This window comes from Trichocoleus sp. FACHB-46 (genome assembly GCF_014695385.1).
Taxonomy (GTDB): domain Bacteria; phylum Cyanobacteriota; class Cyanobacteriia; order FACHB-46; family FACHB-46; genus Trichocoleus.
Window position 1 is genome coordinate 1 of sequence record NZ_JACJOD010000010.1, and the last position, 20,737, is coordinate 20,737.

Below are 20,737 nucleotides of genomic sequence, written 5' to 3' on the forward strand. Positions count from 1 at the left end.
CGCTTGCGGCACTATCTGGCTCGTCTGCATCGTCAGAGCTTCTGTTATTCCAAGTCACAAGAGATGCTGGAAGCCTCTATCTGCTTATTGACCTACTATCTGAGACATTGGAAAGTACTGATTCCTGTCTAAATCATTCGCTCTTTGTGCAACGCCCAATAAAAAGAGTCGAGGTTCAAACCTGAGAATTTCAGGACTGACCTCGACTCTACAATTTTAAGGAGGGTTAACCGTTTTCGAAGCGATGCTTAGATTTACGCGATCGCTGCAATCTTCACATCATTGTTGCCGAGCAATTCTTGCAGCTCTTCCGCGTCTACCGTCTCTTTCTCAACCAACATATCTGCTAGCAGATCCAAGACGTGACGGTTTTCGATCAAAACTGCCTTAGAGCGACGATACGCTTGTTCGACTAAGTTACGAACTTCGTCGTCAATCGTGGCAGCCGTTTCTTCCGAGAAGTCACGCTCAGCAGCGATATCTCGTCCCAGGAACATGTTGCCTTGCTGACGACCCAATGCCACAGGACCGAGGCGATCGCTCATCCCGAAGCGAGTTACCATTTGTCGAGCTACACGCGCTACTTGTTGCAAGTCGCTGGCTGCACCAGTAGTGACTTCTTCTTCACCAAAGATGATTTCTTCGGCAATGCGGCCACCGAGGGCTACTGCCATCTGGTTTTGCAGATAGGAGCGGCTGTAGAGACCAGAGTCCATGCGATCTTCGCTGGGGGTGAACCAAGTTAAACCACCTGCACGACCACGAGGGATAATGCTAATTTTTTGTACGGGGTCATAGTCAGGCATCAGCGCACCAACGAGGGCGTGACCTGCTTCGTGGTAAGCCACCAATTGCTTGCGCTTCTCGCTCATAACGCGGTCCTTCTTCTCTGGACCTGCCAAGACGCGATCGATCGCATCGTTGACTTCATCCATCGAAATTTCGGTCAAGTTGCGACGAGCCGCTAGAATTGCCGCTTCATTTAGCAGGTTAGATAGGTCAGCACCCGTAAACCCAGGAGTACGACGCGCAATCCGGTCTAAGTCCACATCCTTCGCTAATGTTTTGCCACGAGCATGCACCCGCAAAATTTCTGAACGACCCGCAAAATCAGGGCGATCGACGACCACCTGACGGTCAAAACGACCCGGACGCAATAGAGCCGCATCTAACACGTCAGGACGGTTAGTAGCCGCAATCACGATAATGCCAGTGTTGCCTTCAAAGCCGTCCATTTCGGTCAGCAACTGGTTGAGGGTCTGTTCCCGCTCGTCGTTGCCGCCGCCTAGACCAGCACCCCGCTGCCGACCTACCGCATCAATTTCATCAATAAAGACGATACAGGGAGCATTGGCTTTTGCTTGCTCAAATAGGTCACGGACGCGAGACGCACCCACACCTACAAACATCTCTACAAACTCTGAACCGGAGATTGAGAAGAAAGGTACGCCTGCTTCACCCGCTACCGCGCGAGCCAACAGAGTTTTACCTGTTCCGGGTGGTCCTACTAGCAACACACCTTTAGGAATCTTGGCTCCAACCGCAGTAAAGCGATCGGCGTTTTTAAGGAAATCTACAACTTCATTTAGTTCTAGTTTTGCCTGGTCAATCCCCGCCACGTCACCAAAGGTTACCTGAGTTTGAGGCTCCATTTGGACTCTAGCTTTGGATTTACCAAAGTTCATCGCTTGGCTACCGGGACCGTTCTGGGCCCGACGCAGCAAGAAGAACAAACCAACTAGTAGTAAGACTGGGAAGAAGAGGCTGCTCAGTGCCTTGAGCCAGAAGCCATCATCGGTTTGAGGCAGAACTGAAATATCTACATTATTTTTGGTTAGCGTATCGATCAGCTCAGGGTCACTGGGCAGATTGACCAGCACCTTGCTGCCGTCTTGAGCCGTGACTAAGGCTCTGGAGCGATCGGAGCTGAGACTAACTTTTTCTACTCGATTACCTTCAACTTCTTGAATAAACTGACTGTATCGCCACGTCTCCCGACTCTGGGGCTGCTTGTCAAAAAGTGCAGTTGCTAAAGCAACGACCACAATTGCTAGAAGCGCGTACAGTCCCGCATTTCTCCACCGTTTGTTCACTGAGGTCAATCCTCCTAGTTGTAAGTTGCGGGGACTTTTGTCAAAATTGTTTGTGTTAACTAATATTAACCTAATTTCAGAAACAGGTTAACAATCAGCTCTAGAAAAGCCCCCGCAATTGCTGAAAACCTTGATGAAAGGGGTCGTAGGCAAGTTGAGAGTTGCGTCTCAGAATCCCGTGGATCGGCACGATTTCCACCACACTGTTACAGTAGGCGATCGCCTCAAACTCCATGACCAGATCTAGACACCAAGGTTCTTCCCGTATTGTCCTATTCTGGCTCATCAACCAGGAAATGAGCTGCGATCGCATTAGTCCAGGCAAAATTCCCACCTTTAGGGGGGGAGTCCACCACTCGCCATCCAGCCATCCCCAGAGATTGCCTGTACTGGTTTCTAGCCAATCCCCCTGCTGATTCACTAAAATCGCTTCTTGCGCTCCTTTTTGCATGGCGCTTTGCCGAGCTAGCCAAGTTGGGAGATAGTTACCTGTCTTGTGTATAGGGAGCGATCGCTGAAACCGAGAAGACTCCGCCAACCAAGCCACAATTCCTTGCCGTTGCCAGTCCCCTAAATTTGGTGGCAGCGATCGCCCTGTAATCCACTCCCGCCCATCAGGAAACAGCGTAATACGGAGAACGGGAAAATAAGGTACTAAAGCTTCGGCTCCTTGGCGCACTCGTTGCCAATCTGGAGCTTGCCAGTCGAGCGATCGTAAACTTCGCTTTAGCCGCTGACAGTGCCCTGCCCAATTGGTTAACGGTGCTTCTAAAGACTGAGAGTAAACCCGCAACGTCGTAAACACAGTTGCACCATAGAGCAACCCTGGTTCATCTACAGGCAACGTCAGTGAGGCTGCACAAACTAGCTCCCCAGCGTACCAGAAAAATTGCGAATTCGAGTTAAGCACCGGAAAGCCTGACCCTAGTTGGAGAAAAGCCAGACAAATCTTACAGTTCCGAGTGAACTGGGAGCAACGGTTTTAGAGGTGCTTGACTAATCTTGACTAATCTCGTGCGGGAGGCCTGATCCTTGAACTTCCATCTGGCCCTGTGATGACGTCTCCGCCTAAAGCACGAATCCGTTTCACTGCAATTTGACGGGTGCGATCATCTGTAGCGTTACCCAAAACCTGCGACCACGCTGCCACCTGAGCAAATTTGCTTCTAGGGTTCCGAGCTAAAAATTGGGAAGTTCGCCGTGAGAAGGTAGCAATACTTTGGCTCTCTGGATCTGTATAAGTACTAGCCCACTCTGCTGCCATTGCAAATGAGTACTGAGCTGCTTTAGCATCTCCTAGAAATAAAAGTTCATCGATGCCTTTGTAGCGCCAAACATAGTATGACTTTGGTGGCGCTTTAGGAGAAAGTTGCTTGAGGCCTTGGTTCATCAAGGCAACAGAGCGTTCTGGCATCGCTGCATAGAGAGCTGTACTGCCAGAGAGGAAAAAGTAACCATCCAAGAAGTAAGGGTCACGGCTTAAAACGACTTCGAAATATTCTGGACTTAATTCGTAACCAGTTTTCTCGCGGGCTTCATCATCGCCAAAATATTGCAGAAAATTTAGAAACACCCAATCTGCCAGCAAATTACTGAATCCAAACGTTGGCAGCTTTTCAAGTAGATTGAGGCGTACCTTCTCCGCAGCAAGCTCCCGTTCTAGAACTGCTACAGGAGCAGTACTGGTTTTAGTACTAATCCTTCTCAGTTGCGGCAGTTGGGTCGCCCCAATCAAAGCGGCACAGGCTAATGCGACTAGAGAAGGACCGATTAGCTGGCCCCAGGCTTGCCGAGAAAACACCATCATTTGTCCTAAATTACAACCTCAGCTACCGGATTCAGTTCCTAGGCGACTGAAAAACTCGCCAGGGCGATCGCTTGAGCCAAATTCTAGGGCATTCTTAGAATCAAATTATTCTAATATTCATATCGAGCGATCGCCCCCGCTTATCTACTCAGTTTGCCCCTTTTGCGAGTACCTATGAGTACCCATCCACCAGAGCTCATTATTGAAGCAGGTCGTACAGAAAGTCAGTATTGGAAAGATCTCTGGCGATACCGAGAGTTATTTTACTTCCTGGCTTGGCGAGACATCCTGGTCCGTTATAAGCAAACCGTAATTGGGATCGCTTGGGCTTTGATTCGTCCCTTCCTCACCATGATTGTGTTTACCATCGTTTTTGGTAATTTGGCTAAGCTGCCGTCTGGCGGTGCCCCCTACCCAATTTTAGTCTTTGCCGCGATGTTGCCTTGGCAGTTCTTTGCAAGCGCTCTAGCCGAATGTAGCAATAGCCTCATTGTTAACTCCAATCTGATTTCTAAAGTCTACTTTCCTCGGCTGATTGTGCCTTCCAGTGCCGTGATCGTCAGCTTTGTAGACTTTCTGATTTCTGGAATGATTCTGCTGGCCTTGATGATTTGGTTCAACTTTGTCCCAGACTGGCGAATCTTAACTTTGCCGCTATTCATTCTGTTGGCCTTTGCCGCTGCAATGGGAGCAGGGTTATGGCTGGCAGCTTTAAACGTGAAGTACCGCGACTTCCGGTACATTGTGCCGTTCATCGTGCAGTTCGGCCTATATATCTCCCCCGTAGGCTTTAGTAGCAGCATTGTGCCACCGCAATGGCGTTTGCTTTACTCCATCAACCCAATGGTAGGTGTTATTGATGGCTTTCGTTGGGCAATCTTAGGAGGTGAGGCTCAGTTGTATTGGCCAGGATTTATTCTCTCAACAGGTTTAGTCGCGCTACTGCTACTAACTGGCATTTGGTACTTCCGCCAAACCGAGCGCACATTTGCAGATGTAATTTAGGCAGGAATGACGGGTGTGTCTGATACGGTCATTCGAGTTGAAAATCTAGGCAAGAAATATATCATCGGCCATCAGCAGCAGGGGCGATCGCGCTACACAGCCCTACGAGATGTGCTTGCTGATGGTACCAAGTCTATAGGTCGTCGCATCCTCAATCCTTTTGCTCAACAACCTCTCTCACCTACAAAAGAAGAATTTTGGGCACTTAAAGATGTGTCGTTTGAAATTAAACAAGGCGATCGCGTTGGCATCATCGGTCGCAACGGTGCTGGCAAATCCACGCTCTTAAAACTCCTCAGCCGTATTACAGAACCTACAAAAGGTCGCATCTCTATCAAAGGCCGCGTTGCCAGTTTGCTAGAAGTAGGCACAGGCTTCCATCCAGAATTGACAGGTCGCGAAAACATATATCTCAACGGTGCAATCCTAGGCATGAGCAAAGCTGAGATTAAAAAAAAATTTGATGAAATCGTAGACTTTGCCGAAGTAGAAAAATTTTTAGATACTCCTGTTAAATACTACTCCTCTGGAATGTATGTTCGTCTAGCATTTGCCGTGGCTGCTTATCTAGAACCAGAAGTATTAGTAATTGATGAAGTGCTAGCAGTGGGCGATGCTGATTTTCAAAAAAAGTGTCTAGGCAAGATGGAAGATGCGGGAAAGACAGGACGCACGATTCTATTTGTAAGTCACAACATGGGAGCAATAACGCAACTATGTACTAAGGCTCTACATCTTAGCTCTGGGAAAATGCTTCAGCTTGGTAGTGTGAACTCAGTTGTTGCAAATTATTTGAACTCGACAATTTGTATTGAGGGTGAGAAACAGCTCCATCAGAATGGCAATGAAGTAAGAAGATTTAAAAAATTTTTCTTTAAGAGAGTGTCGATAACAAATCATGACAGTCATCCAACTATAGATATAGATGTACGCCACCCATTCTTCATAAAGCTGCAATATGAATCTACAGTGCCTCTCAACGAAATAGAGCTTTCCGTAAGGATTGATACTAGTGATGGGAGACCCGTCTTAACATCTCTCCAATCTGATTATGCTCCTGAGAAGTTAAGTATGCCTGTAACTCTTGATGGAGAAGTCGATATAAAATTCCCAGGGATGTTTTTAATGCCTGGCTCATATCTAGTAACAATTGCGGCTCACAAACCTCTGATAGAAATGTTTGATATTCATGAGCATGTGCTTAGCTTTAATATTCTGGAAACAGGGACTACATTCGCAAAGTATGAACAACATCATAATATTGGAGTTGTAATTGTTGATTTACCTTGGTTGCATATTTCTCATTAAATCGAGCAAAAACTCAACTAAGTAAGAAAAGGTAGTGTTTTTGTGGCTTGATTTGGTGTTAATAGTACGACATTTTTATGGACATAGAACAAATTGAACTTTCTTTAAAAGAGAGAAAAGCAGTTTGCAAGCTTTTAGAAAGGCTAGAAAATCAGCCTCCCGAACTTGAGAATCTATGGGAACTCATGGATTCTGTGTGGGATGAATTAGGCTGTGACAACCGCAGATTAGATTCCAGAAAAGTTTCTGATTTTTATAGGCACCCCATCTGGTTGTTGAATGGCCTATTTATTGAAACTCATGATTTATCAATTCAACACCGTTTAGCAATTGCTGATTGGGTGACACAAAACTCAGAAATATATACTGTCTTAGACTATGGTGGAGGCTTTGGAACTCTTGCCCGCTTTATTGCCCAAAAAAACAAAGATATAGTTATAGATGTTTATGAGCCTTACCCTAGCGAATCGGCCCTCATAAAAGCTGCGAACTACACTCAAATTTCCTTTGTCAATACCCTAAACAAAAGATATGGTTGTCTTGTAAGTACTGACGTTCTTGAACATGTACCTGATCCCCTAGAACTGCTAGCCCAAATGGCTAAATCTATTGAATTAAATGGTTTTCTAATTATTGCAAATTGCTTTTATCCAGTAATTAAATGTCACTTACCCTGCACATTTCATCTTAGATATAGCTTTAATCTTTTAGCTAAGATGATGGGATTAGAATTCATCACTGTCTGCCAAAATAGTCATGCATCTATATATAGGAAAGTTGACGAAGCACCTTTTAATTGGTTTGCAATTAGATCTACAGAGTTACTTTCAAAGACTCTATTCCCTATTCTAGAAAATTCTTGGGGATATCGTTTCATTAAGTCAACAAAGGACTTGGTTGATAGCCTGAGAAAATTATTCTTTTAAAGAATAATTGATATATTAACTATTAGTTTGCATGCAGATAAGTTAAACATAACTTTATAATTTTTCTTGATGATTAATGATTCCGAAAACTAAGTACAAAATTAAAGTTAAATTTATTTATATATGATATGAATATTTTACACATTAATCAATCGGACATTGTTGGCGGAGCTGCGATCGCAGGTTACCGTTTACATCAAGGTTTATTAGCTCAAGGTGTGCATTCTCGCTTACTGGTTGATGTTGCCAAAACGAGTGGTGCTGAGGTTGCTACAATCTCACGCCGACGCTACGCTGAAAGCGTTACCTCTCGGTTTGCTTGGCGATTGGGCCTTAACTATATAAACATTACTAATTCTTTTGGCATCCCAGAACATAGTTTTTATCAGGAAGCTGATATCATCAACTTTCATAACTTACATGGTGATTATTTTAATTACTTAGCGCTTCCCAAGCTTACTAAACATAAATTCGCAGTACTGACTTTGCACGATATGTGGAGTTTTACTGGACGTTGTGTCTATAGCTATAACTGCGATCGCTGGAAGATTGGTTGTGGTCAATGTCCAGATCTGAGTATCATGCCAGAGGTTAAAACGGACAGCAGTCGTTTAGAGTGGTGGCTAAAGAATTGGATTTACGGAGTTTCTAATCTAGTTATAGTTTCTCCTAGCAAGTGGTTGGCCGAGCAAATTTCTAGCAGTATGCTTGCTCGCTTTCCCATCCACTATATTCCTCATGGCATTGATATAGAAACATACCAACCTCTCGATCCAATTCAATGTCGTACTGTATTAGGAATTCCCTTAGATAAAAAAGTCTTAATGCTTGGAGCTCAAAACCTCCAAGACCCACGTAAAGGTGCCAAACTTTTATTAGAGTCGCTTCAAAATCTACCTGCACAAGTGAAGGCTACAACTGTTCTGCTTACTCTAGGAGATGGAGGAGAGATAATATCATCACTTGTAGATATACCAACCTTTAATCTAGGTTATATTAGCGGCGATCGTATCAAAGCTGTCGCATATTCCGCTGCTGATATTTTTGTATTTCCCTCACAAGCAGACATATTTGGATTAGTGCTGCAAGAGAGTATGGCCTGTGGTACCCCATTAGTATCCTTTAAAGTGGGCGGTATTCCAGATTTAGTTCGTCCAGGCCAAACAGGTTATCTGGCAGAACCCAATAATGTTGAGGACTTTTGTAATGGCATTATCCAGTTGTTAGAAGATAAAGCTCTACGCGACTATATGAGTCAGAAATGCCGTGCGATCGCCTTACAAGAGTACTCGTTAGAATTACAAGCAAAAAGATATATTGAGCTATATGAGAAGATTTTAGACAATTAACTCTATTAATTTTTCGGTTTTTATGAATCAAACTAAGGAGAGCAGTGTTTACATCATCATTCCAGTGCATAATCGGAAGAATATTACGTTATCCTGCCTAGAAAATCTCCAGGCTATCGGTGACCTCCAAAGATATAAAGTTATTGTCGTAGATGATGGTTCTACCGATGGTACTGCGGATGCAATCTGTAGCCTTTACCCTACTATCACAGTCCTTCAGGGTGATGGTAACTTGTGGTGGACGGGAGCTATTCACAAAGGTATGAAATATGCCTACGAATGCGGAGCAGACTATTTCATTTGGCTAAATGACGACACATTTCCTTCTTTGAATACAATTCCATTAATACTTGCAGCATGTTCACAAAGACTCAATAAACTAGTTACTGCTCAATGCTATGACACATCAAATTTTGAGCATCCGACCTATGGGGGTCAAGTTAAAAAATTTTTTTCTACTAAACTCATTCATACCCCTCAAGAACAAGAGCTTGAATGTGATTGTATGAGTGGAAACTTAGTTTGTCTACCTCGATCAATCGTAGATAAAATCGGCTATCCTCCAAGTGCACAATTGCCCCATACGCTAGCAGATATCGTCTACACGTGGCAGGCAAAAAAGGTAGGATTTCAACTTACAGTATTAGGCAATGCAACAGCAGTATGTCAATTTAATCCCTTAGAGGAGGGTTGGTCATTAAGCTCAATCCCAATGAGCGATCGCTGGAAACTATTGTCTTCTCTAAAATCAAACTTATATCCACCTTCCTATTGGAACTATTGTAAAAGCTTTTATGGATTACTAGGAATCATTCCTTTTATTCGAGTTTATTTCAATCTTGTTTTATTTACAATTATTCGTTGGATACTTCCATTAACTTTAATTAAAAGACTAAAGCATATAAAAGATACGATTTGGCTCTAGTTCAAAAGTGGAGATTTCTTGAAAAAGCCTGTTTTTATTATAATTCCAGCCCACAACCGCAAATCAGTTACTTTAAAGTGCTTAGAGAATCTAGAGCAAAATGGTGACCTAGACAGGTACTATGCCATTGTGATTGACGATGGTTCTACTGATGGAACTGGAGCAGCGATTTCAGCAATATATCCCGACGTAATTCTGTTGCGGGGAGATGGTAATCTCTGGTGGACGGGGGCAATTAGCAAAGGAATGGACTATGCTCAGCAAAAGGGAGCAGAGTTTATCATTTGGCTGAATGATGACTGTATAGCGGAAGAAACAACCCTTCGTCTACTAGTAGAGCATAGCTGTAAGAACCCAGGAGTCATCACGGGTTCAGCTTGCTATGTTCTAGAAACTAACACACTATATGAGTCTGGAGCTAAAGGCCGAAGACTAGTAATGGCAAGACCTAGTGAGGTTGTTGATGTTGATGAAATGAGTGGACATTGTGTTTGTTTTTCAACTCATATCATAGAAAATATTGGCTTGCCTGACGCACATCGTTTCCCTCACTATCATGGGGACAGTATGTATATTTTGAAGGCAACGCGTGCTGGGTTTTCAGCTTGCATTTTGGGAGATGCGCGTATCTATCATTCAGGTGAAGTCAAGTCTAAAATCCAAGATTTTTTAAACCTAGTTAAACCAAATGCGTCTCTGCCCCAAGCCTTTAAACAGTTCTTTTTCAATAAGAAGTCCCTCTATTACTGTCCAACTCAATTTTTCTATAACACCGAGAAATATGGCTTTTGGCGAGGGGCTGGGCTGTTTTCATTGAAATCAATTCAATGGCTAGTCAAATGGAGCTGGCTTATTATCTCACAGCCCAAAAAATAGCAAAAGCTAGATGCACTTGAATAATGTCTTTTTTGTCCTATACGGCACGAAGCAAATGGAGACAAGAATTATAAGTTTTTATAGGAGGATTGCACTTAATTATTCATCAATTACTTCTTTGCTCAAAAAAACACTAAAAAAAATATATTTATCCTATCAACCCTACGATGGTCCCACTTTATTTTCCACTCGCGGTCCAATCCATTGTGGTCTTGCATCTGAAATCGCTATTGCATCAGGAGGCTACCAGATAATAATCCGTAGAGAAGATGAGCGGAGGTTTGAAATTCCCTTAACTGACAATCCAAATATCGCTAATTTTTTCTCAAATTTTACCCATTCGCGATATCCACCTGTTTCTATCACAGCAATTCCCGGTGGGCATATTTATTCTGACGGAGCAGTGTTTTCACCTGACGGAACTGTTCTGGCTCGGGATCTTTCTTTGGATTTCAGTTCTCCTATTGACTCTCATTACCTATGTAGAAAACCTATTCATAGGAGTAAGCCTCTCAAGGGAAGCACGCTTGCAGTTGCCTCTTGGCAAACCCGTAGCTATTATCACTGGCTGCTAGACGAACTGCCCCGTTATTTGCTGTCAGACATTCCTGCTTTCGATCAGATCGTCTGTTCAAGAGACACAGCAATTAATCGAGAAGCCCTCCGCGCACTAGGGTTAGAAAATAAAAAGATACTTCCTCTCGATCAAGCAAAACACTACGAGTGTGATTTGTTAATTACGCCCTCTTATATAGCCCCTACAGGCGAGCCCAGCCTGTATCTAGTTGAACTATTAACCGAAGCTGTTCAACCTCTCATCTCTACAACGAAAAACTATCCAGAGAAAATATTTATTTCCCGCAAGTCAGCACGCGGCAGGAGAATTATCAATGAGGATGCTATATTTCAACTTTTCGAGGCTCAAGGTTACACTCGCATCAATCTGGAAAATTTACCTTGGCGAGACCAAATAAATATCTTCTATTATGCACAGGAAATATTTGCCCCTCATGGGGCTGGATTGGCAAACTTGGTTTTCTGCTCAAGAAAGCCTCTGGTCATAGAGCTTTTTAACACGAAATATCTACATTGGTGTTTCTGGCGGTTGGCCACACTGGTTGGTGCAAGATATATGCCAATGGCCTTTCCTCTAATGGAGCTAGTTGAGCATAATCTCGCTGCTGGCAACCTAGATATTAATGTGAGTAACCCAGCTGAGCTAATCTCGTTATATCAGAGCCTAAGAGCTAATCTCTAAGCTAATTCCATTAAGTTAGTCACAGGTGATGAATCTCCTCTACACCCTTACTGCCTATCCGCCCTACATTGGCGGTGCACAACTGCATCAACATTTACTGGCCCAACAATTAAAAAGTCACCATCAAATTCAGGTTTGCAGCCACTGGGATCACCATCGCACCGACTGGCTCTTAGGCACAACACTACGGGCACCTAGCCAAAGTCGCGACTATGCCATTGACGAGATTCCAGTGCATCGGATGGGTCTGTCATGGCGAGAAAAGCTGCGAATGGCTCCTTGGTTACCGTTGTACTATCCCTGGATGAGTGTCGCTCTCCCAGCGATCGCTCAACCGCTCATCCAAAACTTGCAACCCTTTGCACAGGCAGTCACTCTTATTCATAATGTGCGTATTGGTCGAGAGGGCTTGAGTTATGCGTCTTGGCGCGTTGCCCAACAACGTCAGATTCCCTTTGTCCTGACCCCAGTTCACCATCCTCGTTGGGTAGGCTGGCGCTATCAGCAGTACATTCGGCTTTACCAACTTGCAGATGCTGTGATTACTCTGACAGAAGTAGAAAAACAGACTCTTATCACTTTAGGAGTTCGACAGAAGCGGATTGCAGTTACAGGTATAGGACCGATTCTTGCGCCTCAAGCTGATGCTGCTGCATTCCTGCAAACACATCAAATTACGGGCCCGATGGTTTTATTTCTAGGGCAACATTACCGCTACAAGGGATACCAGCAAGTTTTACAAGCCGCTCACTTAGTTTGGCAAAAATTTCCTGATGCTCATTTTGTCTTTATTGGACCAGCAGTTAAGCAGTCTGAGCATGATTTTCAGAATACAGACCCTCGAATTCATCGCTTGGGCAAGGTAGACCTACAAGAGAAAACCAATGCTTTAGCGGCTTGTACTTTGTTATGTGTACCTTCAAGCCAAGAAAGTTTTGGCGGTGTGTATACCGAAGCCTGGAGCTTTGCTAAACCTGTAATTGGTTGTTCTATTCCTGCGGTGGCTGAGGTGATTGAAGACGGAGTGAATGGTTATTTAGTGGAGCAAGATCCTAGCCAAATTGCTAGCCGTATCTGTGATCTACTTAGCAATCCTGCTACGGCTGAGGGGATGGGTTTAGCAGGACAACGTAAAGTAGAAGCTCGCTATACTTGGTCACAAATCGCGGCTCGAACTGAACGAGTTTATGAACAACTCCTGAATGGTTCAGAAGTTGGGCATGATGAATGAGATGGAATTCTCGTGAAGCCAGTGCTCCCTGAACTTTCTAACCGAGTTATTTTAGGCAGTCCTGTTGATGCCACTAATTATCAGGATGCCTGCGATCGCATCCAAGGGTGGGCTGAAACTCGAAACTCTTGCTATGTCGTTGCCGCAAACGTCCATGTAGTAATGACGGCTTATTGGCAACAACAGTACCAAAAAATCATTAATCAGGCGGCTCTGGTGACCCCAGATGGGATGCCCTTGGTTTGGGCTTTACGATTGCTGGGGATCAAAGGTCAAACCAGGGTTTACGGGCCAGACTTGATGTTTGCTTGGTGCGATCGCGCGGCTCAGTTGGGAATGCCCATCTATTTATATGGTGGTACTGAGTCGATGTTGGAGAAGTTGCGGCACAATTTGACTCAGCAATTTCCGGGTTTGGCGATCGCCGATAGTTATGCACCGCCCTTCCGAGTTCTGACTCCAGAAGAGGAGAAGTCAGATGTTCAACGGATTAATGACTCTGGAGCTGCTGTCGTTTTTGTGGGCTTGGGCTGTCCTAAGCAGGAAGAATGGATGGCCCGTCAACAGGGCAAAGTTGCTGCTGTCATGATTGGTGTAGGAGCGGCTTTTAGCTTCCATAGTGAGGAGGTAGCTCAAGCTCCTCGTTGGATGATGAAAGTTGGATTGGAGTGGTTATACCGATTTGCCCAAGAACCAAGACGCTTGTGGCAGCGTTATTGCATCAATAATCCCGCTTTTATCATCTTGTTTGGTTGGCAGCTGTTAAGACACTGGCTACCTCTAAAGAATTGAATACTCTGTACTAACAGCTGCTGTCCTTCGCTCCATTCTTTAAACAGGTTCTTAAACTTTTGCAAAAAATTTTAGGAATTTCAATCGCTTGGGTACACTCTCAAGACAAAGGCTTGTATTTTAATTGGTTAAAAAATCATATGCCTGAGTTACCAAAGCTTGATCGATCGCTAAAGTTGACCTCTTCTGAGATCTGTATTTCTAGAGAGGAGTTCTTTAAAGTCATGGATTATTTACTGCTCAGTCAGTTGAACACACAGATTAGAGAACAGACACGACGCGTTTAAATCGTCACACAACCTATGCTGTTATTCAGAGAAGTACCTAGCAAGCGAATGAGCGAGAGGAAGATAAGGCTACTTTAGTGATTTATGTTGATCGCTCTACTGCCCTGCCTGTGACTTAAACCATACTACTTAATGAATGCCCCGTGAATAAGAAAACATCAAGCTTTTATAGTTTTTTAATAGAGCAATCACCCACTCCAATTTATCAGCGTATCATTGACAACCTACAAAATGTTTTAACAGAGCTTGGAAATAGAGTCATTATTTTTTATCCAGGTCAGTTTAAAGATGAGACAGACTATCTACAATACATTTCTTCTCAAGAAGTAGATTATTGCATCATTACAAATAGCTCTTCTTTGATCTCCTCTTACTCTGAAACTCTTAAAGCTTTTATATTTGAGTTGATTGATATACCAGTCATATTTATTCATCATGACAATATATTTAGTGATTTATATGAACATGAAAAAATAAAACCAAAGCTAGAAGCTTTCTGTAGAATGAAATATAAAAGTTTTCACTTTTGTATTGAGTATTATAATTTCTTGGATCTTAAAAGTTTAGGAATTGAGAACGTATACTCAATTCACCACGCTTCCGAGTTCGAATATATTAATCCTTTAGGAAAGTATCTGTATGATGTTTCATTCGTAGGACATATACTACCAGAATTGGGAACGGCACTTGGAGAAGCTTCATACTCTCATCTACTTAAGGCTGATTTTTGGAACCGTTTAGTTCATTTAGACAAAAAGCTTGAACAATCAGCTATATCTTTTGCCACCCGCGCAAGTTCTAGTCAAGAAAATATCATTGATTTTTTGGGAGCAAAGTATTTATACATTTCCATGCTTCATTCAAATTCCTCTCCTTTCTTTCGTGGGGAGATAATTAAGCGAATAGAAAACATAAACGTCCATATTTTTGGAGGAGACCCTGCTTATCTTAGCGGCCTGTCCTTAAATAGGAAAATTCAAAAATCAAACATCTTCTATCATCCTGTCACAAAAAATTATTCCGATACTAAATATATATATGCAAACTCTAAGATTAATCTTAATATTACATCTTTGCAGTTTGATGATGCAGTAATCAATCGAGTTGTGGACGTTGCTTCTGTAGGCGGATTTATCCTGACTGACTGGAAATCTGAATTAAAATCTCTAACATCTGTCTATGAAGAGATTTCCTTTAGAACAATCGATGAGCTTAATTTCAAAGCAGACTATTATCTAAAACACGAAACAGAACGCCTTGAAATTGCAGAAAGGCTTCATCAGGATATAGTTGACAGTTGCAGCTACCATAATATAGCCATCTTTATACTTTCCAAAATTGGCTCTATGACAAGAAATCAAGAAGAACCACTTCGTTTAGATTTAGGCTGCGGTGTTTGGAAAGCAGAGGGCTTTGTTGGAGTAGATGTGTCTGGTGGTCCAGAAGTAGATGTTATTGCTGATTTGAATCGGCGCTTTCCATTTCCAGACAATAGCGTGGATGAAATTAAAGCGCACGATGTTATCGAACATTTAAAGAATAACATTCATAGTATGAATGAAATATGGAGGGTTTGTAAACCATATGCAAGAGTAGATGTTCGCGTACCATCAACTGATGGTCGAGGAGCTTTTCAAGATCCAACACATATAAGTTTTTGGAATCTCAATTCATTTAAATATTACTGTGTGGAGTTTCCTGCCTATATTGAACTTTGCAGAAGTTATGGATTTCAAGGCGAATTTAAAATTTTAACTCTTACGGAGGAAGAGTCACCTGATCAAGTGATTCATGTAAGAGCTGTATTGGAAGTTGTCAAAGATAATGATAAATTAACTTTAAGAAAAAATCTTTTGGATTGGAATCTCAAGGAAATAAATCTAATGATTTTTCCGGATTGGAATAAATCTGAAGAATTGTTGTTTCAAGAATTAAGCGCTGTGATTAGGTCTATTGCGACCCACACAGACAAAAGTTTGATTTCCCTCTTAATATATACTGGAAGTCTAGGTAAGGAAGGTGCAGAGCTAATGTTGGCAGCTGTAGTAATGGAACTCTTCCTAAAGGAAGATATAGACATTAATGAAGGGCCAGAGATCTCTTTTTTTGAAACACTAAATCAGTTACAAAAAAATTTTTTGGAAGAACAAACCTGTTTTCGAATTGCTTTAGAGAATGAAGATCGGCGCTCAATTTCATCCAGTGGATTATCTACAAGCAACATTCCCACCTTTGACGTGAGTGTACTTCATCACAAACGAGTGGTTTTTCTGGAAACAGGCACATGGAGTTTTGGATAGAAAATGCTTCCCACTATGTCAACTGCCTTGAATTCAGTGGAACAAGGAGTTAAACGTAGTGAGGCCAAAGTTTAGCCAGTGGGAGTAGAGATTTGGGTAAATCACTGAATATTTCAGTTAGTAAGTGGCGATGATGTGGGGAACTGTTTACTCAGGGTGGAAGCAGAGCTGGGACGGCTCGTGTGACGCATTTTATAGTGATTGCCACCATGAAACTGGGGTTGGCAGCTATTACGACACTGGCTGCAACTCACATAATTAAATCTTGCACCTGTCAGGTTTGTGTGAATTTTGCGGAATACTGAATGAAGTTGCTGCTTCATCATTTCTTCAAAATAAGCATGAGATGGCGATTGCTGAAGCACTTCTGGCTGCATCTCCGCAATCTGCTTGTACTGCAATGATTGACTTTTCTGGCAGAGTTTCTAAGAATCCCAAGCTAGATATTCGGGCTCCTGGCAAGTTAAGCTTGTCGCATCTTCTGGGTTGGCAAGGGTACCGAATGTTAGCCCTCCTGCTCAGCGATGTCTTGGCCTTGAAGATGGCTTGGCAGATCGCGGCGCATTTCAACCAATTTTATTCACCCCTACCACCTGAGTTGAACTGGGGTAGCTGGTTAAGGCTACCGAGCCTGTTTTGGCTTTTTGCTGCTGCGACGTTGCTGTTTTTTGCTTATGGGGGGCTGTACTCTTCGGCAACCCAATGGAAAAACTATCTCCGGGCTGGCAAGTTGGTGAGCATGGTTTATTTGCTCTCCCTGGTGATGGGCTATTTTTATGATCCCAAGTTAGACCCACCGCGATCGCTTTTCTTTACGGCTTGGTTTGGTAGCGTCGTTTTAGTGATTGGGTTTCGGCTCTTAACAACTTTGATTTTGCGCCAGTTTGAGCAAAGTCAATCTCCAATCCCAGTCTTTTTAATTGCCCCCGGCGATCGCCTAGCAACCTTATCTCACTTATTAGAACAGCAGTTAAATTTTAAGGGTCAGAGCGCCTCACATTACCAAGTGGTGGGAGCGGCACTGGCGACTACGGCTCATACCCCGACAACCGTACAAACTATTTTGGCATCCAAGGCCAAAGAGGTCTTAGTCGAGAATTTACCTGATACCGCCCTCGCCTCAGCACTTTATTGGCAGCTCCGCCGTCACGGTATTACTTTGCGCTTGTTACCCTCCAGCGTGGACATGCTGCACCGTCGGGGTCTGCCCGAAATTTTTGCTGGCTTACCAACGCTGCGAGTAGAACCACGTTTCTTGAGCAGCTTGGAGTATGGCTTAAAGCGTTCGATTGATGTCTTCGGAGCTTTAGTAGGTGTTATCCTGCTATCGCCTCTCTTTGTAGCTGTGGCGATAGCGAGCAGACTGTCTTCTCCAGGCCCGATCTTCTTCCGGCAAGAACGCATGGGATTGCATGGCAAAGTCTTTCACATGTGGAAGTTCCGTACGATGGTAACTGAAGCCGAAGCGCTACAGGCTCAGTTGGAAGCTTGCAATGAAATCAAAGGCGGAGTCATGTTCAAAATTAGGCATGATCCTCGAATTACTCGCTTCGGTCGTTTTTTAAGATCTACGAGTATTGATGAATTGCCCCAATTATTTAACGTTTTACTGGGACAGATGAGTCTGGTCGGTCCTCGGCCCTTACCCCTAAGAGATGTGGAGCGCTTCGACACCTGGCATCACATTCGCCATCAAGTTCTGCCTGGGATTACGGGGCTATGGCAAGTATCGGGCCGCTCAGATATTGCCGATTTTGGCGATGCTGTGCGTCTAGACCTTTATTACATTGATAATTGGTCGCTCAACTTAGATCTCGACATTTTGGTAGAAACTTGCCGCATTGTTTTATTTGGTAAAGGTGCCTACTAAGTTTCAAATACAAGCTCATGACTGGCGATCGCTCTCTTACTAAGCAAGTTCCACCCGAAGCTAATAATCCCAAAGGTTCACTTTTAGGATTGTTAGTCGCCTGTTTCTACCTACTCTTCACACTCCTGCCTGATAGCAACACCCTCATGGTTTCGTGGCCCTGGGTCTTTCTCTGGCAAGCGGGTCTGGCTTGCCTGCCACTGTGGCTTTTATGGATGGTCTGGTGCCAGAGAGGATTCCTTTGGTTAGGCAATGGCTTTGATGCGATCGCAGGACTAACGGCGGTAGGGTTGATCGCTTCAACTAGCGTTGCTGAATTTCCTATGCAAGCTCGCTGGTATGCTTGGGCTGCTTTGTGTTTCTTGGCTGGGTTGTATGCGCTCAACTACAAAACGCAGACTCCTCGCGATCGCTATCGCTTATTAGTAGGACAAGGATACCTAAATCTAGCCTTCATCGTCGTTAGCCTTGGCTTATGGCTGACTCAAACCATCTTGCCAGAGCTAAATCGGTTGCAAACGCTCCGCCAGTCCGGGGTCAATCTTTCTCTCAACCTTTCAACCTTGGAGTTACGAAACTGGGCACCAATGGGTCATCCCAATTACGTTGCAGGTTATCTTCTCCTGGCTCTGCCCCTGCTCCTCGCCCTCAGTATCCTACAAACTGGCAAGCAACGCTGGCTTTGGCTAGTAGGTGTAGGGCTGGGGTTGATTACCCTTTACAGCACAGGTTCGCGAGGTGGCTGGTTAGGCTTAGCAGCGCTATGTATCGTTGGGTTTATTGTCCTGTTATGGCGTAGCTCTCTTCCCCGTCTTTGGCTGGGCTTAGGGGGTCTCTTCATGCTAGCTTTTTTGAGCTTATCAGCATTTACCAACGATCGCCTCAAAACAGTGGTAACTGCCATTCTCAGCGGCCAACTCAGTGGTGATTTTGCCTATCGAATGATTACTGCTGTGACAGGCTGGCAGATAGGCATTACTCACCCCATTTTGGGAGCTGGCCCCGGCAGCGTTCCGATTGTCTATCAGCAATATCGCCCCGAATGGGCAGGCAGAGAAGCCGAATTAACCTATCAACTTCATAGCACTCCAGTGCAAATCTGGGCTGAATTGGGTTTGTGGGGCATCAGCACCAGCTTAATCGCGATCGCCCTTTTAACTTACTTCAGCCTTCGTTGGCTCAGTAAAGTTCCATCTCCTAAGGTTGTCACGCAACGCACAGATCAAGTTCTTATTTGGGGCATCTTGGCAGGTCTTTTTGGCTATGGAGTCATTAGCTTGACCGATTACCAACTCGACAATATTTGCATCAGTGGCACTTTAATCCTTTTTACCACTGTTCTTGCTGCTATATTGCGTGAGGCTTTTGCAGAAGCTTCTTTCATTACCCTACCTAGGATTAAAGTTACGGGACGAGCCGCTCAAGGCTTATCTTTTGCTGGATTGGGTTTGCTGATTGTCATCAGCATCTGGCTCACTCCGATTCACCGAGCTTGGCAGTTATCAAGCCAAAGTTTTATTGCCCTGAGCCGAGAAAACATTTCTAGTTTTGTGCAACGCCTCAGTCAATCTGCTCAGTTGGTACCCTGGGAACCGTATTATCCCTACCAACTAGGTTGGAACTTAGGAAATCTAAGTTTACAAACCAACGATCCCCAACAGCAAAGCCAACTTCAAGCTGATAGCATCGCTTGGTTCCGAAAAGGAATTCAAGCATCTCCCTACCAAGAGTTTGGTCACACTAACTTAGCTTGGCTCTTATTGAATCAAAATCCCCAAGCTGCGACTCAAGAGTTTATCCGCTCTGCTCAGCTTATTCCAGCGAAGCGAGGGGTATTTTATGGATTGGGACTCAGCTTAGTAGCACAAGGTAAAGTCAATTTGGCAACAGAAGCCGTGGCATTGGAAGCACTGCGCGATCCGCTACTCGTTACTAGCCCTATTTGGCAATCGCCCACTCTCCAACCTCTTTACGCACCTATGTTGGATCGGGTATCAGCTAAATGCACAGAGCTATTACAATCCCCCACTCAGTCAGAAACAATTCACGACTACTGCCACCAGCTACGTGGTGGCCTGAATTGGTGGCGCGGCAACTATACAGCAGCACATGCAGATTGGGATGCCCACGGCGGTCCCCTCAGTCAGATCATTTTACAGCTTGCAGAAGACAAAACCGTAGCACCGCAATTCCAAGCCTTGCCTGATTCACCAGGTAAATTAGCGATCGCCGCTTGGCTCGCTCCTGCCCAACGTCAACGGCTTTTGCAACAAGCATGGATACAAGCAGAACAGAGAAACCCTCCTCCTGAACTCCTTCAAGCTTTGGTTACCAGCATGAATCGTTCAGCATCTCTTGATCAATGGCTCAAACAAAATGCTCCAACTCGCCAATATCGCCGCACTCGCACTGGCTTTGGCGTTCTCAGCCGCCACATCGATGGCCCCCTACCCAGTGATTTTCTTACTGTGATTGAGAATGCTGTGGTCACCTATCTTTTTCCCAGTCTCTTGCCTGCCCCTCCTTATATACCTGTATGGGATCAGACCTTACAGGAACTGCGCCAAGCTCTCCTTAACACTCTTTGATACTGCTTTCACCCTTGAAAGTGTAAATAACCACCTATGTTGTCTACTTGAAATACACTGTTTCAATCTCAATGAAATGATCTCTAACTTTTGTCAGTGGGTAACCTAAAGTTACAGCTCCA

15 protein-coding genes and 1 pseudogene are annotated in these 20,737 nt (G+C 44.0%); 13 read left to right on the forward strand and 3 right to left on the reverse strand.

From position 1 onward, the window contains the following. Positions 1 to 132, forward strand: a pseudogene (locus H6F72_RS05980) (IS1 family transposase); the annotation flags it as partial. Between the two features lie 122 nt (positions 133 to 254). Here the strand turns inward: H6F72_RS05980 and ftsH3 are convergent. The 3 genes from ftsH3 to H6F72_RS05995 form a co-directional block, all read right to left on the reverse strand. Further along, entirely contained in the window at positions 255 to 2,093 is a 1,839-nt protein-coding gene (gene ftsH3 / locus H6F72_RS05985; protein WP_348252499.1) for an ATP-dependent zinc metalloprotease FtsH3, read from the reverse strand. A gap of 100 nt (positions 2,094 to 2,193) precedes the next feature. Continuing rightward, positions 2,194 to 3,003 (reverse strand): aminotransferase class IV, encoded by an 810-nt coding sequence (locus tag H6F72_RS05990; RefSeq protein WP_190432764.1) that lies wholly within the window; start codon positions 3,001 to 3,003, stop codon positions 2,194 to 2,196. Positions 3,004 to 3,099: 96 nt separating this feature from the next. After that, positions 3,100 to 3,900 (reverse strand): hypothetical protein, encoded by an 801-nt coding sequence (locus tag H6F72_RS05995; protein WP_190432767.1) that lies wholly within the window; start codon positions 3,898 to 3,900, stop codon positions 3,100 to 3,102. Between the two features lie 174 nt (positions 3,901 to 4,074). On the opposite strand from H6F72_RS05995, the gene H6F72_RS06000 reads away from it, so the two are divergent. The 12 genes from H6F72_RS06000 (at position 4,075) to H6F72_RS06055 (ending at position 20,615) form a co-directional block, all read left to right on the forward strand. Continuing rightward, a complete protein-coding gene (locus H6F72_RS06000; RefSeq protein WP_190432768.1) occupies positions 4,075 to 4,905 on the forward strand; it encodes an ABC transporter permease in 831 nt (276 codons plus the stop codon). A 15-nt stretch (positions 4,906 to 4,920) separates the two neighbouring features. Then, positions 4,921 to 6,213, forward strand: coding sequence for an ATP-binding cassette domain-containing protein (locus H6F72_RS06005; RefSeq protein ID WP_190432771.1), 1,293 nt, complete (start codon positions 4,921 to 4,923; stop codon positions 6,211 to 6,213). A 77-nt stretch (positions 6,214 to 6,290) separates the two neighbouring features. After that, positions 6,291 to 7,139, forward strand: a complete 849-nt coding sequence (locus H6F72_RS06010; RefSeq protein WP_199298921.1) for a bifunctional 2-polyprenyl-6-hydroxyphenol methylase/3-demethylubiquinol 3-O-methyltransferase UbiG — start codon at positions 6,291 to 6,293, stop codon at positions 7,137 to 7,139. A 128-nt stretch (positions 7,140 to 7,267) separates the two neighbouring features. Further along, positions 7,268 to 8,488 carry a glycosyltransferase family 4 protein gene (locus H6F72_RS06015; RefSeq protein ID WP_190432773.1) on the forward strand — a complete coding sequence of 407 codons (1,221 nt, stop codon included), beginning with the start codon at positions 7,268 to 7,270 and terminating at the stop codon, positions 8,486 to 8,488. Positions 8,489 to 8,510: 22 nt separating this feature from the next. Beyond that, on the forward strand, positions 8,511 to 9,413 hold the full coding sequence (locus H6F72_RS06020; RefSeq protein WP_190432776.1) for a glycosyltransferase family 2 protein: 903 nt from the start codon (positions 8,511 to 8,513) through the stop codon (positions 9,411 to 9,413). A gap of 18 nt (positions 9,414 to 9,431) precedes the next feature. Beyond that, positions 9,432 to 10,289 carry a glycosyltransferase family 2 protein gene (locus tag H6F72_RS06025; protein WP_190432778.1) on the forward strand — a complete coding sequence of 286 codons (858 nt, stop codon included), beginning with the start codon at positions 9,432 to 9,434 and terminating at the stop codon, positions 10,287 to 10,289. Positions 10,290 to 10,344: 55 nt separating this feature from the next. Next, the gene (locus tag H6F72_RS06030; protein ID WP_190432780.1) at positions 10,345 to 11,547 is read left to right on the forward strand and encodes a DUF563 domain-containing protein; all 1,203 of its coding nucleotides are present in this window, start codon (positions 10,345 to 10,347) and stop codon (positions 11,545 to 11,547) included. A gap of 28 nt (positions 11,548 to 11,575) precedes the next feature. Continuing rightward, the gene (locus tag H6F72_RS06035) at positions 11,576 to 12,778 is read left to right on the forward strand and encodes a glycosyltransferase family 4 protein (protein WP_190432783.1); all 1,203 of its coding nucleotides are present in this window, start codon (positions 11,576 to 11,578) and stop codon (positions 12,776 to 12,778) included. A 12-nt stretch (positions 12,779 to 12,790) separates the two neighbouring features. Then, the gene (locus H6F72_RS06040; RefSeq protein WP_190432784.1) at positions 12,791 to 13,570 is read left to right on the forward strand and encodes a WecB/TagA/CpsF family glycosyltransferase; all 780 of its coding nucleotides are present in this window, start codon (positions 12,791 to 12,793) and stop codon (positions 13,568 to 13,570) included. Between the two features lie 430 nt (positions 13,571 to 14,000). Next, the gene (locus tag H6F72_RS06045) at positions 14,001 to 16,157 is read left to right on the forward strand and encodes a glycosyltransferase (RefSeq protein WP_190432787.1); all 2,157 of its coding nucleotides are present in this window, start codon (positions 14,001 to 14,003) and stop codon (positions 16,155 to 16,157) included. 346 nt (positions 16,158 to 16,503) lie between these two features. Beyond that, positions 16,504 to 18,027: a sugar transferase gene (locus H6F72_RS06050; RefSeq protein ID WP_242016815.1), complete on the forward strand. Its 1,524-nt coding sequence runs from the start codon at positions 16,504 to 16,506 to the stop codon at positions 18,025 to 18,027. 17 nt (positions 18,028 to 18,044) lie between these two features. Then, positions 18,045 to 20,615 (forward strand): O-antigen ligase family protein, encoded by a 2,571-nt coding sequence (locus H6F72_RS06055; protein ID WP_190432789.1) that lies wholly within the window; start codon positions 18,045 to 18,047, stop codon positions 20,613 to 20,615. The last annotated feature ends 122 nt before the right edge of the window (positions 20,616 to 20,737 follow it).